Source organism: Nitratireductor alexandrii (assembly GCF_004000215.1).
Classification (GTDB): domain Bacteria; phylum Pseudomonadota; class Alphaproteobacteria; order Rhizobiales; family Rhizobiaceae; genus Mangrovimarina; species Mangrovimarina alexandrii.
This window is the reverse complement of the sequence record NZ_RBVY01000002.1, coordinates 150,032-165,638: the sequence shown is the minus strand read 5'-3', so window position 1 is coordinate 165,638 and position 15,607 is coordinate 150,032. Positions and strand designations below refer to the sequence as shown.

At 67.0% G+C, this 15,607-nt stretch carries 14 protein-coding genes; 6 read left to right on the top strand and 8 right to left on the bottom strand.

What is annotated here, in order from left to right:
- The first annotated feature begins 21 nt into the window (after positions 1–21).
- Complete coding sequence (locus EP380_RS04465) at positions 22–1,329, top strand: lipopolysaccharide biosynthesis protein (RefSeq protein WP_420845836.1); 1,308 nt, start codon at positions 22–24, stop codon at positions 1,327–1,329.
- A gap of 34 nt (positions 1,330–1,363) precedes the next feature.
- Here EP380_RS04465 and EP380_RS04460 read toward each other — a convergent pair whose 3' ends face one another.
- From EP380_RS04460 to EP380_RS04450, 3 genes are read right to left on the bottom strand one after another with little or no spacing between them, the layout of a single operon-like run.
- The gene (locus EP380_RS04460; RefSeq protein ID WP_238719726.1) at positions 1,364–2,293 is read right to left on the bottom strand and encodes a DUF6492 family protein; all 930 of its coding nucleotides are present in this window, start codon (positions 2,291–2,293) and stop codon (positions 1,364–1,366) included.
- Entirely contained in the window at positions 2,290–3,081 is a 792-nt protein-coding gene (locus EP380_RS04455) for a WecB/TagA/CpsF family glycosyltransferase (protein ID WP_127597012.1), read from the bottom strand. Before EP380_RS04455 ends, EP380_RS04460 begins: the two co-directional genes overlap by 4 nt.
- Positions 3,078–4,247: a glycosyltransferase family 4 protein gene (locus EP380_RS04450; protein WP_127597009.1), complete on the bottom strand. Its 1,170-nt coding sequence runs from the start codon at positions 4,245–4,247 to the stop codon at positions 3,078–3,080. The genes EP380_RS04455 and EP380_RS04450 overlap by 4 nt, the downstream gene beginning before the upstream one ends.
- 146 nt (positions 4,248–4,393) lie before the next feature.
- Between EP380_RS04450 and EP380_RS04445 the strand changes: the two genes are divergently transcribed.
- The 3 genes from EP380_RS04445 (at position 4,394) to proC (ending at position 7,615) form a co-directional block, all read left to right on the top strand.
- Positions 4,394–5,422 carry a glycosyltransferase family 2 protein gene (locus EP380_RS04445; protein WP_420845835.1) on the top strand — a complete coding sequence of 343 codons (1,029 nt, stop codon included), beginning with the start codon at positions 4,394–4,396 and terminating at the stop codon, positions 5,420–5,422.
- Positions 5,391–6,701, top strand: a complete 1,311-nt coding sequence (locus EP380_RS04440) for an O-antigen ligase family protein (RefSeq protein WP_127597007.1) — start codon at positions 5,391–5,393, stop codon at positions 6,699–6,701. Before EP380_RS04445 ends, EP380_RS04440 begins: the two co-directional genes overlap by 32 nt.
- 98 nt (positions 6,702–6,799) lie before the next feature.
- Positions 6,800–7,615 (top strand): pyrroline-5-carboxylate reductase, encoded by an 816-nt coding sequence (gene proC / locus EP380_RS04435; RefSeq protein ID WP_106572427.1) that lies wholly within the window; start codon positions 6,800–6,802, stop codon positions 7,613–7,615.
- Between the two features lie 39 nt (positions 7,616–7,654).
- Here the strand turns inward: proC and EP380_RS04430 are convergent, their stop codons facing one another.
- Entirely contained in the window at positions 7,655–8,950 is a 1,296-nt protein-coding gene (locus tag EP380_RS04430; RefSeq protein ID WP_127597005.1) for an acyltransferase family protein, read from the bottom strand.
- 155 nt (positions 8,951–9,105) lie between these two features.
- The gene (locus tag EP380_RS04425; protein ID WP_127597003.1) at positions 9,106–10,416 is read right to left on the bottom strand and encodes an NAD(P)H-dependent oxidoreductase; all 1,311 of its coding nucleotides are present in this window, start codon (positions 10,414–10,416) and stop codon (positions 9,106–9,108) included.
- A gap of 183 nt (positions 10,417–10,599) precedes the next feature.
- Between EP380_RS04425 and EP380_RS04420 the strand changes: the two genes are divergently transcribed.
- Entirely contained in the window at positions 10,600–11,604 is a 1,005-nt protein-coding gene (locus EP380_RS04420) for an Ldh family oxidoreductase (RefSeq protein ID WP_338036291.1), read from the top strand.
- An 11-nt stretch (positions 11,605–11,615) separates the two neighbouring features.
- Here the strand turns inward: EP380_RS04420 and EP380_RS04415 are convergent, their stop codons facing one another.
- Together EP380_RS04415 and cobD are read right to left on the bottom strand one after the other, a co-directional pair.
- Positions 11,616–12,125 (bottom strand): tyrosine phosphatase family protein, encoded by a 510-nt coding sequence (locus tag EP380_RS04415; protein WP_106572490.1) that lies wholly within the window; start codon positions 12,123–12,125, stop codon positions 11,616–11,618.
- Positions 12,125–13,186, bottom strand: coding sequence for a threonine-phosphate decarboxylase CobD (gene cobD / locus EP380_RS04410; RefSeq protein ID WP_127597001.1), 1,062 nt, complete (start codon positions 13,184–13,186; stop codon positions 12,125–12,127). The genes EP380_RS04415 and cobD overlap by 1 nt, the downstream gene beginning before the upstream one ends.
- On the opposite strand from cobD, the gene cbiB reads away from it, so the two are divergent.
- The gene (gene cbiB / locus EP380_RS04405; RefSeq protein ID WP_127596999.1) at positions 13,185–14,162 is read left to right on the top strand and encodes an adenosylcobinamide-phosphate synthase CbiB; all 978 of its coding nucleotides are present in this window, start codon (positions 13,185–13,187) and stop codon (positions 14,160–14,162) included. The two genes, cobD and cbiB, sit on opposite strands and share 2 nt — an antisense overlap.
- On the opposite strand, the gene EP380_RS04400 is transcribed toward cbiB, so the two are convergent.
- Positions 14,146–15,606 (bottom strand): cobyric acid synthase, encoded by a 1,461-nt coding sequence (locus EP380_RS04400; RefSeq protein WP_127596997.1) that lies wholly within the window; start codon positions 15,604–15,606, stop codon positions 14,146–14,148. The genes cbiB and EP380_RS04400 overlap by 17 nt on opposite strands.
- Position 15,607: the final 1 nt, after the last annotated feature.

The window sequence follows — 15,607 nt, the reverse complement described above, 5'->3', positions numbered from 1 at the left end:
AAAGGCAGGACACCAGGGCCTATGGCACCGCAATCCGGCATCGACGCCACCGCCGCCAGGGCCGGTGCGATGGACCGCATTTCCGATTTTCTGACCTCGCGAACCGCCTTGGTGCGCAACTACCTGACGGCGGTGAGCGGTTCGCTCGGTCGCCTCGTCTTCTCGCTGCTCTACTTCGTCGTGCTGGCCAACGCCCTGTCGATCGCCGAGTTCGGGCTCTTCGCCACCGCCTCGGCCGCCGGTGTGATGCTGTCGCGCATCGTCGGTTTCGGCTTCGTGTCCTCGCTCTATCGGATAGCGACCGTCAAACCGCGCCTGCTGGGCACCTTCGCCGGCGGGTTCCTGTTGATGACGGCGCTGTCGCTTCCAGCGCTCGCGGCCGCGAGCTGGCTCACGCACGCGATTTTCTTTGCCGGCGAGCTGCCGCTTGCGACCTTCGCGCTGGTGATCGTGTCCGAGGCGCTGCTTTGGCGTTTGGTCGAGACGGTGGTCATCGTCAATAACGGGCTGAACCGCTTCGCGGCCGCGGCCGTGCTTGTAATTGCCGGAACGGCGCTGCGCGCGGCCGCAGCCGCGCTGTTCGCCTTTGCGGCCACGCCCACGCTCGGCGACTGGGTCTATTATTACCTGGCGGCGAACGGGATCTGTCTGGCGATCGCGCTCGTCTTCTTCTGGCCGCGCCAGCGGCTGCGGCTGCGGCCGGCACTCTACTGGTCGCGGCTTGCCGACGCGCTCTACGTGGCGGGTGCGGAACTTCTGTTTTATCTGCAGATGGAGTTGGACAAGCTGCTGGTGCTCGCTCTGGGCGGGCCGCATCTTGCCGGCATCTACGCGATCGTCATGCGGCTGGTCGACCTGACCGCGATCCCGATCCGCACCTTCACCATGCTGCTCGTGCAACGGGTGATGCGCGCCCCCGAAACGCTGTCGAAACTGTGGCTGCGCGTCGGCTTCGAAGCCGGCATCCTAACCGTTTCCACGCTGGGGCTGGCCGCGCTTGCGCTGGTGCTGCATTTTTATCCGACGATCCTGGGCAAGAACGTATCGCAGGCCGCACCGCTGGTCATTCTCGCGCTCGCGGTGCCAGGGCTGCGCAACCTGATCGAATATCAGGCCGAATTGCTGTTCGCGCGCGGTCAGATGTTGTTGCGTGCCATAAACCTAGCGCTTCTGGCCGGGGCCAAAGCGCTCGTGCTCGGTTATCTGCTGCTTAACGGGCCGGACGCGCAGCAGTTGGTGCTGATGCTGAACGCCGCTTTCGCGGTGCTTTATCTTGCTTCGACGACGCTGACCTATAGCGCGTTAAGACGACCGGCAAAACGCGCCTGACGCACGGGGCAACGGCGACCGGGGCCAAGCCAAGCTAGCGGCCTTCTGCGGCGCGCACCAGATCGCGGATCAGGTCCATGTCGGTGCCGATGAAAGACTGCATTCCGATCGCCACCTGGCCTGGATCCATCCCGTCCACGAAGGCCCGCACCGTCGCCGACGTCAGGCGCGGGCCGCGCCAATAGACCCGGCACAGTTCCTCGCCGGAGAGGAAATGGCCGCGGCCCTTGATGACCTCGTCGACATAACGCCCGTAGATCATGCATTCGGAAAATTTCCGCTCCGCGCCGATCGCCGCCACCCAATGGCGGCCGCTGATGCGCTCGATCCGCTCGCACATCGACACGACCGCGTCGCGCCGCCAGGCGATGAAGGTGGCGATATAGTCGTGCGGCGCGACCGCCGGGGCCTCGATACCGAGTACCCTCGCTGCGTTTTCCGACCAGATTTTCTGATCGCCGTCCACAGGACCGCGAAGCGCGTCGTCGCGCCGGAACAGGCGCACCTGCCCGTCCTTCCAGAAGCGAGCGCAGTCGAAATCCTTCAAAATCACCACGTCCGAATCGCAATAGACCAGCGCGTCCTCGTCGGCGTGGGCGGCGATCGCGATGCGGCGCAATTGCTGCACATGCCAGCCGCGCAACGGCTTGGTGCGCGTCGACAGCCAGAATTTGCGCCGGAAAAGGCTGGTCGGGTCGGGCACCACCCGCAGCCAGGCGGGCAGGATATCGCGCTCGTCGATCACCACCCGGTTGGTGGTTTCGAGCGCGCGAAAAAGCGGTACGTCGGCATGCGCGACCAGGATGTAGTGCCGGCTGTGGCCGGTAACGTGGCGGTCGATGGTTTCGCACAATAGACGGCAGCGCTCGAAATCCGGCGCATAGCTGGCCGTCACCAGCGCGCTGGTGCCCACGGCTTGCGCGGCGGCCGGCGCCTCGTTCCGCGGATGGACGGCCACGTTCACGCAGCCGGCCCCGCACGCCGCAATCTTTGCATCAGGACCCGAAACAAAAACAGCGGATTGCCGACGATATAGCGACGCCACAGGCGCGAAGGCTCCAGGCCGAGCCGAAACAGCCATTCCAGGCGCAGCCAGCGCACCCATGACGGCGCGCGCGGGACCGCGCCGCTTAAGAAGTCGAACAGCGCGCCGACCGCGAACGCGGTAGTGCAATGGTCCGCGCTGAGCCGGCCGTCGATCCAGTATTCCTGGCGCGGCACGCCCATCGCCACCAGAAGCACATCGGGGCGCAACCGGCCAAGGCGCGCCAAGATCTCGTCTTCGGCCGCGGTATCGAAAAACCCGTCGTGAATGACGGTGACGCGATGTTGCGGCATCATCGCTTGCAGGCGCGCGGCCGCCCGCTCGACATTGTCCCTGCTCGCTCCAAGCAGCCCGATCGTCAGCGACTCTTGCTGCGACTTCAGGAAGGCGGGAATGAAATCGGTGCCGTTGAGATTGGCGGGGAACGGGGCGCCGTAGAGGATCTTCGCCGCCACATCGACGCCGACGCCGTCCGCCAGCACCACGAAATCGGACAACAGGGCAGCGAAGCGCGCATCGGTGCTGGCGACGTTGGCGATATGAGCGTTGAGGAAGCCGATCTTGGTGAAACGCCGCTCGCGGATGCGGCGCGCCAGGAAGGCGATCGCCTCGGCCCGGTCGAAGGGCGCGACGTTAACACCGAGAATATCCTTCCGCCGCTGCTGCGAAGGGTTTTCGACCGCCGTGGTGAGGGACTGCATGCTCATGCCGCCACCTCGCCCCGGGCAACACCGAGCGCGTCCAGCCCCGTGGCGATGGCGGCGTCGAGTGCGCGTATCTGACCGGCGTGGAAAGCCGAGCCGTCGAGAGCCTCGGCCTGCCCGGCCGCACGCTCAACCAAGGCGGCAGCGAACGCGTCCGGATCGTCGGCCACCGTGCAATTGGACGGCAGATAGGAAACGCCGCGCAGCGAACGCGACGTCGCCACGGACGGCAGCCCCAGTTCGAAGGTCTCGATGGTTTTGAGCTGGACGCCGGTTCCGGCCTGCGCGATCAGCGGCACCACCGCGGCCTGGCGCACGAAGTCGCTCGCATCGGGAACCCGGCCGACGAATTCGACGCCGGCGGGCACGCGTCCAAGCCCCGCAGGCACGTGCCCGGCGATCCTGACACGGAAGCCGGCAGGCAGGCGTGGCGACACCTCGCGCAGGAACCAGTCCAGGCCGATACGGTTCGGCTCCCAGCTCCAGGTGCCGATCATGCCGGCCTCGAAGGCGATTTCACGCGAGCGCGGCCGCGGCGGCTCGTCCCGCGTCACCAGCGCCAGCGCCGCCGAGCGCGGCCCGGTCACGCCGAGCGCTTCGCGGTCCTGCTCGGCGAGCGTGAAGACAAAGCGGGCCTGCCGGCACAGCCGTTCCTCCATAGCCCGCAAAAGGCGCGCCTCGCGGCGGAAAAGCGCGCGCTGGACCACGTCGCGCGCGGCAGCCGCGTTTTCCAGAGCCGAGCGAAACTCGACATTGTGGGCGACGAAGATCGACGGCTTGTCGGTGAAAAGATGCTCGTAGGCGCCGGCAAGCTGAACCGCGTTGAGCACATAGGCGTCGAAGGGGCCGATCCGCTTCAGCGCCGCGCGCAGTTCCCGTTCGGACGCGGCGCGCATCTTGACCGACGACACCGTCAGGCCCGACGCCATCGCGCCGGCCAACCACTTCATTTTCTGGATCGCCGGCGCGCCCTGGGTGCGCACATCGACCGATCCGAGCGCGACGGTGTTGTGCGGGTCCGACGGAGCCTTGCCGGGCCAGGTATAGCCGAGCACGGTGACCCGGGCGCCGGCGCGGCGCAAGGCGGCGATGATCGCGGCATTCGCGATCTCGTAGCCGGTCGTCGGCGCGCCGTCGGGGACGAGTGATGTAACAAAAACCAAATGCATGTCGCTTACCTGAATGTGAGCCTAGCAGCCTCCGGTGAAGTCTTGCTTAAGCAGGCAAGGGACGTGCCTTGTGACGGCAAAACGGCAACTACGGCACGGCAAAACCACCGCAGTGCTTAACCATACGTTAACAGGCAACGCGCTTTATGAACGAAACGGACGGCCAAGGTCTCAGCATGCAAGCGCTCGCCACTGTCGAAAACGTCCGGCTCGTCGCGCAATCGCCCGGACTCGAGCCGGACAAGGTACGAATCGCCGTCACCCTGCCGACCTTTCGCCGGCCCGAACAGGTGCTGGACACCATTCGCTCGGTCGCCGCCCAGAACACCGAACGCGGCTTCGCGCTGATCGTGATGGAAAATGACGCAGAACGGCACGCCGGGGCCGACGCGGCCGCGCCGCTGTTCGAAAATGGCACGGTGAACGGGCTTTTGATCGTGGCGGAGGAGCGCGGCAATTGCAGCGCCTACAATGCCGGCTGGTCGACCGCGCTGGCCGCCTTTGCCAATCTGAGCCACGTTCTGGTGATCGACGACGACGAAATCGCCGGCCCGGATTGGCTCGAGACCATGGTCGCTACCGCCGAAAGGCTGGGGGTAGACATTGTCGGCGGCCCGCAAGTGCCGGTCTTCGAGGGAACCGGAAACGACCATTGGGCCGATCACCCGGTGTTTGCGCCACCCTATCGCGAGACGCGGGCAGTGGAAGCGCTCTACTCGTCCGGCAATCTGCTTGTCTCGCGCCGCGTGCTCGACGCCATGGAGCGGCCGTTCCTGGAGCCGGCTTTCAATTTCATGGGCGGCGGCGATTCGGATTTCCTCAGCCGGGCGGCGCGCAAAGGTTTCAGGCTCGCATGGTGCGCGGAGGCACCAGTCATGGAGACCATTCCGGCGCGCCGTCTGGAAAGCGACTGGATCAGGGCGCGTTCGCTGCGCAACGGCGTGATCTCGACGCTGGTGGAAAAACGCAGGCGGGCCGGCGATCGGCTCGGCGCCGTGCGGGTGGCGGCCAAGAGCCTCGCCCTGCTCTGCGCAGCGCCGCTGCGCGGCGTCTTGAACCTGGCGCGCACCGGTTCGTTTCCCATCGGCGCCTACCCCATCTACGTCGCGCTCGGGCGCGTTCTCGCCGAATTCGGCTATGCCAATGAGCAATACAGACAGGCTGAAAAAAACTGAGTTCGCGCCGCTCGACGGCACGACCCTGCGCCAGATCTCGACGGTGCTGGCGACCGTCGTGCTGGCGATCGTGCTGATCTCGTTCCGCCCGTTCCAGCCCGAAGGGCCGGCCGCCGAGGGCGGCGATATCGTCAACCAGATCGGCTTCGGCTCGCTGGGACTGCTTGCCATATTTTCGCTTCTAACCCTCACCGACCGCAAGGTGGTGGCGATGATGCTCAGCCCGTGGTGGCTGATCGTGTTCGGGTTTTTGGCGCTTTCGGTCCTGCACGCCATCGACCCGCCCTCGGCGGCGCGCGCGGCGCTTTTCACCGCGATCGGCGTGCTGGTGATCGTCACCGTGCTGGTGCTGCCGCGCGACGCCGAGTCCTTTACGACGGTGCTGCTCGTCGCCGGCCTGGCGGCGGTCCTGCTCAGCTATGCCGGATTGGCGCTGTTTCCGGGCACCGCGGTCCACTCGGGAGCCGGCGTCGAGCCGCAACATGCCGGACTCTGGCGCGGCGCGTTCTCGCACAAGAACGTTGCCGGGCCGGTCATGGCCTGTCTCAGCTTTGCCGGGCTCTACGCCTTCCGGCGCGGCCGACGCTGGGCCGGGGGGACGTTGCTGGTGCTTGCCATGATCTTCATGGTCAACACCGGCTCGAAGACGACGGCCGGCCTGGTGCCGCTGTCGATCGTGCTCGTCGCCCTGCCGGGCATTGTCGGCATGCGCTTCCTGACGCCGCTGATTTTCCTGACGACAATGGTCGGAGCAACGCTGGCGACGTTGGGGATCGTCTTCATCGGGCCGCTGAAAGACCTTGTCCAGCAGCTCGCCCCCGACCTCACCTATACCGGACGCACGGCCCTTTGGGACTTTCTCGGCGGCATGATCGCGCAGAAGCCGTGGTTCGGCTACGGCTATGAGAGCTTTTGGGGCACGCCTTTCATCTATTTCATGGAGCAACCCTTCGATCGCGACTGGGATATTCGCGGCTCCGTCCACGGCCATAACGGCTATCTCGACATCGCCGTCCTGATGGGACTGCCGGCGCTGGCCGCCTGTCTGATGGCGTTCTGGATCGTGCCGCTTGTGGACTATATGCGCACGCCGCGCCTGAAAGAGAACATCTACCTGTCCGACTTCTTCATGATGATCCTGCTGTTCACCTCGCTGAACGCATTCCTCGAAAGCTTCTTCCTGCGCCGGGTGGATCCGGTCTGGCTTTTCTTCCTCATGGCATGCCTGGGCTTGCGCATGGCCGCCCGTATCAGGTTTCCCTCCTCGTCGGCCGGCTGAGTGCGGAAATTGCCGGTTGCGCCGGCTGGCCCGATACGGCATTGCTGCGGCCCTCACCCAGAAGAAGCGGCGGCCGGGTCTGCCGGAGGAGATCACAAGTGGCTGTGAAAGTAGTGCTGGTCGGATGCGGCAATATGGGTCATGCCATGCTTACGGGCTGGCTGGCATCGGGCAAGCTGGCCGCCGGCGACATCGCCGTCGTCGAACCGAACGAAACCCTGCGCCAACGCGCCTCGCAAACCGGCGCGGCCGTGGCCGAGCACGTCTCTCATTTGCAGGCCGGCTTGCGGCCCGAATTGATTATCTTCGCGGTCAAGCCGCAGGTGATGCGGAGCGTCGTAGCCGATTATCGCGGTTTCGCGACCGGCGGCACGACATTCGTGTCGATCGCCGCGGGCATCGGCATTGCGTTGTTCGAAGCGCTGCTGGGCGAAAAAACGCCAATCGTGCGTTGTATGCCCAACACGCCCGCCGCGATCGGAAAGGGCATGATGGTAACGGTCTCCAACGCGCAGGTCGCGCCGGACGCCGAGACCTTTCTGGCCGACCTGCTTTCGGTCAGCGGCCGGGTGCTGAAGCTCGAAGACGAAGGCCTGATGGACGCCGTGACCGCCGTGTCCGGCTCCGGGCCGGCCTATGTTTTTCATTTCATCGAATGTCTGACCGCAGCCGGCGAGCGGGTCGGCCTGCCCGCGGAGGCGGCGAAGCTGCTGGCCATGCAGACCGTGTTCGGTGCCGCCTCGCTGGCAGCCGAAAGCGAGACCGAACCCGGCCTCCTGCGCGAACAGGTCACCAGCCCGAACGGCACCACAGCCGCCGCCTTGCAGGTTCTGATGGGCCAGGATCGCCTTCGCGCGTTGATCACCGAGGCTGTCGAGGCGGCGCGCGACCGTTCCGTCGAGCTCGGGAAATAGCCGGGCGGCGCTCCCGCCACCCGATTTTGCCAACTCCGCCTACGGGCGCACGGGCGCGCCCAAAAACACCGGCGCGGCGACGGCGCCGCCGACCGCGCGCGCGGTGCGATTGTGCCCGACATGGGCATCGGCGAGTTTTCGCGACAGCCCCTGGAACGGCTTTTCGATCACAAAATGCGCGATCAGCGCCACGGCCACCACCGCCACGATCATCGCCGCCACCATCAGCGTCCCGAAAACCGGCCCGTTGAGGCCAAAACCGTAAAAATCCTGCCCGTTGATCTCGAAGGTGCCGATCAGCTCGAGCCCCACGACCTTCTCCACGATGCTGGCCAGATTGATCATCCGCGCCTGAACGAAAATATGCACGATGTAGATGCCGTAGGAGAGCGCCCCCAGCCACAGAAACAGCCTGGTTCTGAGCAGTCGGCTGATCATGCCGCCTTCCAGAACGAAGACGCACAGGGTGAGCGCGAACACGAACGGCGCCGCGATGCCGGCCGCATTGTCGCCGGCAACAGCGACGAATGCGGCCACCATGACGATGGCGGCGAGTTCGAGCGCGCTGGCGCCGGCCACCGCGCCCACGCCAGGCCGTACCGCCAGGCCCGCCTTGGCCGACAGCAATTTCGAGCCGGCCGCGAAATAAAGCAGCGCGCCGAGCGAAAACCCGTAGACGCAGCGCACGAAACCTAAATCCCAGGTCGCGTCCATATAGTCGGGCGAAAACAGGTAGAGCACCACCGGACCGGTGACGACGGCGACAACCAGCGCGATCCAGGAGCGGCGCCCGAGCAGCACCACAAGCCCGCCGAAGAGAATATAGGTCCAGAACTCGGCCGAGATGCTCCAGCTCGGACCGTTCCAGGTCAGCCGGCTATCGACCCCCATGCCGTTGAGAAGGGCGAGGCTCGTCAGCAATTCGGACGGGCTGTTGCCGTCGGTAAACGGCGCCGGGCCGTTTCCGGCCAGTGCCGGAACGCTCCAGCGCAGCGCCTCGAAGGCGACGAACAAGGCAAGCACGGCAACATGGAGCGGATAGATCCGGCCAATGCGCAGAACGACGAACCGCAGATAATCGACCCCCTCGGCCAGCTTGGCGCCGTATCCATAGGCGATCACGAAGCCCGACAGCACGAAGAAATAGTCAACGAACAGATAGGCGTTGCGCACGACCAGGCTTTCGCCGAGCGGGCCGGAGGCCGGAAAATGCATCACGGCCACCAGCAACGCGCAAATGCCGCGCCAGGAATCGAGCGTTTCGAGCCGAATATTGGCCTTGGCAGCGCTGCGATGTGTCGCCCTGATACGGGCCACCGTGTCGTTCTGGTTCATTTGACCGTCGTGCTCCCTCGTTCGGACACGCAAACATCGCCGCGCGCCATCGCACACAGGCCTGAAGCAAAACCCGCGCCAAAACGGTCAAGACTTCTTGATTTTCAGCTCGGGCCGCGCCTATCGGGGCCCGAATCCCGGTTTTCGGCCGCTTGTTATCCGTACAGCATCTGGTCCTGACGTCGGCGCAGCGCATAAAGCCGCGTGCTCGGATCGGGCGCGGCATTGTCGGTGGTCAGCAACTCGCCTTTCTTGACCGACTTCAAAACCTTGCCCCCCTCGAGAAGGCCGACGGGAACCGCATTTTTGGCGCGCGCGTCGGTCACCGTCATGGTGAAGGAGCGGTAGCAGGTCTCGCCGATCGCATCGAAAGCCTCGCCGGCGGCGAGATCGCGCTTGGCGAGCGCGCAGACTTCGGCCACGGGACGCGGCAACGGCACCATGTCGGGCTTGCCGGTCAGCATGATGCGCGCCGCCGTCAGCGGAACTTCGAGCGAGGTCAGATGGTAGGGCCGGAAGAAGCTGTAATAGGGACCGGTGCCGATATGCAGGTCGTCCATGCGCTCGATGATACGTGGGTGGGTCGCCTCGACGATGACAAAGACGCCCGGTGCGACGCCCTTGCCGACCGTGTAGTCGACCACGCCCTTGCGCGTCAGGATGCCGCCGTCCTGCCGGGGGATCAGCACCTTGACCATCTCGTCTCGGTCCGCGCGCGGCCCGTGCATGCCGGGAACGTCCGGTACCAGACCGGTGGCGTTGGCGATCGCGGCCATCTCGACCATGGTCTTGGACCCGTCGACGAACTCCACCAGCATACGCGGGTTCATGTTGCGCCGCGTCGCCTCCTCGACATAGTCGTCGGGCACGGCGTCGTGGTTGAGCGGATTGTTCTTGCCCTTGCCGGCCGAAACGATGGAATAGCCGAGCGCGGAAGCGAATTCGATCAGTTCCATGCACGAAGACGGCTCGTCGCCCGCGCCGACCGTGTAGACGACGCCCAGCCGGTCGGCCTCCTGTTTGAGCAGGCAGCCGATGGTGACGTCGGCTTCGACATTCATCATCACCACGTGCTTGCCGTGCTCCATCGCCATCAGGTCGAAATCCGCGGCGACGCCGGGCTTGCCGGTGGCATCGATCACCACGTCGACGAGCGGATTGGTGACGAGCAATTCGTTGGAGGTGATCGCGATCCTGCCGGCCTCGATCGCCGCCGTGGCGGCCGAAGCCGTACCGGCCTCGCGCGCCATCGCCTCGTCGCCATAGGCGATGCGGATCGCATCGCGCGCGGTATGCGGCCTGCGTGTCGAGATCGCGCAGACCTCGATGCCACGCATCAGCATGGCCTGGGTGACAAGGTCGGTCCCCATCTCGCCGGAGCCGATCACGCCGACGCGCACGGGTCGGCCTTCATCCGCCCGCCGCGCAAGATCACGGGCCAGACCGGTAAGAGCGACATTGGTCATGGACAGCATTTTTCCCGCACGCTTCGGTGCGCGGAGCTAGTACCCCCATGCCGGCAATGTCAATCGTTGCGGCATCACGCGAGTGAAGACGCGCCGAAATGCGCGCCTTCGTCCACATGCCCCCTACCCTTCGGGATCCGGCCGGCCGATAGTCGCGACAGCGAATCCGCCGCGAGCAGACCAATGTCCAGCATGATCCTGACGACCGCCGAGTGCTTAACCCTGTGCCGCGAGGCCGCGCTCGGCGCCGGCGCCCATGACGGAGCCGCGACCGCGCTCGCCCGGGCGACGGTTGCCGCCGAAGCCGCAGGCAACAGCGCCATCGGCCTGGGGCATTTCGAATTCTATCTCGACGCCCTGCGCGCGGGCCGGATCGACGGCCGGGCCGAGCCGGCGATCGAACGGCCGCTGCCGTCGATTTTCCATGTCGACGCCCGCCGGGGTACGGCGCATTACGGCTACGCGCTCGTCCGCGACCGGCTGATCGCCGCCGTGCGCACGGCCGGTCTGGGGATCTTTGCGCAAAAGAACGCCTTTACCTGCGGCGCGCTCGGCTATTTCGCCCAGCAACTCGCCGAAGCCGGCCTGGTGGCACTGGCTGCCACCAACGGCCCGGCGCTGATCACCGCAGCGGGCGGGCGGCGGCCGGTCTACTGTACCAACCCGCTCGCCTTCGCCGCGCCGCTTGGTGGGGACGACACGCTGCTGATCGACCAGTCGTCGAGCCAGACGGCCTATGTCAAGCTGCGGCAGGCCGCCGAACGGGGCGAATCGATTCCAGAAGGCTGGGCGATCGACGGCCGGGGCCGGCCGACAACGGACGCCCGCGCGGCGATCGAAGGCGCGCTTCTGGCGTTTGGCGGCGCGCGCGGGGCCAATATCGCGCTGATGGTGGAAGTGCTTGCGGCCGGACTGACCGGCGCCAACTGGTCGCTCGACGCGCCATCGATCACGCAGGGGCCAGACTCTCCGCAAACCGGGCTGTTCGTGCTGGCGGTCGACCCGGCCGCGTTCGGTCAAGGCTTCGCTGCCCGGCTCAGCGACCATGCCGCACGGCTCGAGGCCGAGGGCATCCATATTCCAGGCCGCGCCCGGCGCGAACGCGTTGCGGCGGCGGGCCGCGACGGGATGCGCGTGCCACGCGCGCTGGTACAGCGCATTGCGGCCTTTGCCGACCCCGCGCCATAAAGCGCAAGGGCTCAGCTGTCGACAGACAGGGCGAACGGTGCGCCCTCGAAGGCATCGGCACCACGACCGATCGAGCGCACCGCCTCGACCATGCGGCCGTCGCGCCCCAAAATTTCGTCGGCCAGCGCGACCAGCCGGATATTCGGCGTCGCGGAGGGCGAGAGACGGCGCAATGTGCGGGCGAGTTCGGCTTCGCCGCGCATGGGCGCCAAGGCGGCGGCGATGATGTAGGCGGAGGCGGTGGAGCGCGAAATGCCGGCAAAGCAGTTGATCACAAGTGGCGTGGCCCGATCCCAACCCCTGCCGAATTCGATCAGGCTTTCGACATGCGCGCTGGCCGGCGCCACCATGTCTGGCGCTTCCTCGACGATGTCGTGCATCGACAGCAAAAGGTGCTGATCGGCGGCGATCGGCGCCGGCCGGTCGAACGGGGTTCCGTGTTTGAGCAGCGTCAACAGCCGGCGCGCGCCGGTCGCGCTGATCGTCTCGCCGAGACGCGACAGGGGGCAGACCCAGATCATCATTTTTTTGCCTCCTTGGCCGGATCGGTTTGCTGGTTTCGCGCGGACCATGCCGCAAGCGCGGCCTCGAGCCGTGGCCAGGCGTCGTCGTCGGGCAGGCCGATCCGCAGACAATCCGGCCGGGCTTGGAAGCGGCGGGTGAAAATGCCGGCCGCGCCCAGCCATGCAAACAGGTCCGGCGCGGCCGGATCGCGCAGGAAGGCGTAAAGCGCGGTGCCGCCGCGGGGCTCGATCCCGGCTGTGGCAAGCACGGCGTCGAGACGCGCACGCTCGGCCCCCAACCGGGCGCGCATCCGCGTCTGCCAGGCCTGGTCCGCCAGCGCCCGCAGGCCGATCTCGAGCGTCGGGCCGGAGACCGCCCAGGGCCCGAGCGTAGCGGCCAATCCGGCCACAAGGTCCGGCGCGCCGAGTGCAAAGCCGAGCCTGATGCCGGCAAGGCCGAAAAATTTCCCGAACGAGCGCAGCACGACGACCCCGCCTTCCCCGCAGGCGTCGCCGAGAGAATGCGCGGCGGGACCGACATCCATGAACGCCTCGTCGAGCACCAGCAAACCGCCCTTGGCGTGCATATGGCCGGCGAGCGCGAGCAGGGTTTCGCGTGCGACGACGCGGCCGTCCGGATTGTTCGGGTTGACGATGACGGCAAGATCGGCGTCGTAGAGCGCAGCGACATCGCTCACTTCCTCGACCGCATGGCCGGCAAGGCGCGCGCAGCGCCCATGTTCGGCATAGGTCGGTCCGAGCACGCGGGCCCGGCCGGCGGGAATCTGCCGCATCACAAGCGGCAGCAAGGCCTGGGTGCCGGGCGCGGCCACAACGGCGACATCCGGCCCGGCGCGATAGGCGCCGGCGGCAAGGCGCGCCAGTTCGGCGATCCGGCCCGGCTCGGGCAGGCGCGAAAAAGCGGTGGCCGGCAGGTCGAAAAGCGGATAGGCGTGCGGGTTGATGCCGGTCGACAGGTCGACCCACGGTCGCGGCGCATCGGGAAACAGCGCCCGGGCCGCGTCGAGGCTGCCGCCATGATCGGAAACCGCGGTTTTTTCAGCCCGTTGCAACGCCATGTTCTTGTCCACCGCCTTTCTGTCGCTGCTTGTCGAGCGGGCCGCCGGCTATCCCGACCGCCTGTTCATGGCGATCGGCCATCCGGTGACCTGGATCGGCGCGCTGATCGACCGTCTCGACCAGCGCTGGAATCGGGAGACGGACAGTCCGGCGCGTCGCCGGCATGCCGGGCTGGCCGCGCTCGTCACCATTGCGCTGCTCACCGGCGGCGCCGGGCTGGGCCTGCAGGCGCTGCTTATGACCCTGCCCGCCTCCATAGCCCTCGCGCTCGCTGCCTGCCTGGCGGCAACGCTGATCGCGCAAAAAAGCCTCGACGATCATGTCGCGGCCGTCGCCGGCGCGCTGGAAACCGGCGGCCTCGACGCCGGACGGGCGGCGGTGTCGCAGATCGTCGGGCGCGATCCCGACACGCTCGACGAGGCCGGGGTGAGCCGCGCGGCGATCGAGAGTCTGGCGGAAAACTTCTCCGACGGCGTCACCGCGCCGCTCGTCTGGCTCGCGCTCGCCGGCCTGCCGGGCATCGCGGTCTACAAGGCGGTCAACACGGCCGATTCGATGATCGGTCACCGCACACCGCGCCACGAGGACTTCGGTCGCGCCGCCGCCCGCTTCGACGATCTGATCAACCTGCCGGCCTCGCGGCTGACGGCACTGGCGCTGGTGGCGGCCGCGGCCCTTCTGCCATCCATGTCCGGACGCAACGCCTGGCGGGCGGTCCGGCGCGACGCGAAAAACCACCGCTCGCCCAATGCCGGCTGGCCGGAGGCGGCGATGGCCGGCGCGCTCGGCCTGGCGCTCGCCGGCCCGCGCTCCTATGGCGGACATGTGGTGGACGACGCGGTGATGGGCCAAGGCGGCCGCCGGAGCGCCGACGCGAGCGATATTCGCCGTGCACTTACCCTTTACCGGTGGGCGGACGGGCTGTTGATTGTGTCGACCGGCGCGCTCGCTGTGTTGGTCAGCGCGCATTTTTGATCAGCCCGTCAATGTCGAGATGGGCCTCCATGTGGTCGGCCAGTCCGTCGAGCGCGGCCTCGACGCCGCCCTCGTAATCAAGCCCGGAGGCGGCGCCACCAAGACGCTCCAGCCAGGCGGCGCGCTGGCGATCGTCGGCGAACAGCCCGTGCACATAGGTGCCGGCAACGCGGCCGTCGGGCGCGGTGGCACCATCGGCCCGCCCGGCGATGGCGGCGAACGGCCGCGCGGCGTCGGGACCGGCGGTGACGCCGATATGCATCTCGTAGCCGTGAAAGGAGACACCGTCGGCCGTGTCGCCACGCACCTCGACCAAAGCCTTTTCGCCTGTCAGGCGGGTGTCGACCTCGAGCAGACCGAGGCCTTTCACCCGTCCTGCCTGCCCTTCGACGCCGTCCGGATCGTCGATGGTACGGCCGAGCATCTGGTAGCCGCCGCACAGGCCGAGCACGAAGCCGCCGCGGCGGCGATGGGCCGCGATATCGACATCGAAGCCGGCGGCGCGCAGGGCGGCCAGATCCGCGATCGTTGACTTGGAACCGACCAGCAGCACCAAGTCGGTATCGCCGGGAACCGGCATGCCTGGCCACAACCGTGTCAACGCCACGTCGGGTTCGGCCTCGAGCGGGTCGAGATCGTCGAAATTGGAGATATGCGGCAGGATCGGCACCGCGACCTTCACCCGCCCCCCGGCGCGGCCGCGCCGATCCTTGCCGGTCAGCGCCAGCGCGTCCTCCGCCGGCAGGCGGTTGGCGTCGGCAAAATGCGGCAAAAGCCCGAAGGAGGCCCAGCCGGTACGCCGCGCAATCTCGTTGATGCCGTCGACGAACAAGGCCGGATCGCCGCGAAAACGGTTGACGAGAAACCCGACGACGAGCGCGGCGTCGGCCGGATCGATCACCGCTTTGGTGCCGACCAGACTGGCTATGACGCCGCCCCGGTCGATATCGCCGATCACCACCACCGGCACGTCGGCGGCGCGCGCGAAGCCGAAATTGGCGATGTCGTTGGCACGCAGATTGGTTTCGGAGGCACTGCCGGCGCCTTCGACCAGCACGATATCGGCCTCTTCCTTCAGACGCGCGAAACTGTCGAGCACGGCCGGCAGCAGACTGGGCTTGACGCCCTGATAGTCAGCCGCGCGCGCGGTGCCCCGGACCCGCCCCTGGACGACGATCTGCGCGCCCGTCTCGCCCTGCGGCTTCAACAGAACCGGGTTCATGTGCACACTGGGCGTCACGCCGGCCGCGCGCGCCTGCAAGGCCTGGGCGCGGCCGATCTCGCCGCCATCGCCGGTGACGGCCGCGTTGTTGGACATGTTCTGCGGCTTGAACGGACGTACGCGCAGGCCGCGCTTGGTCAGGGCGCGCGCCAGGCCGGCCACGACCAGCGTCTTGCCGACATCGGAGCCGGTGCCCTGGAACATCAGCGCACGGGCCGTCATG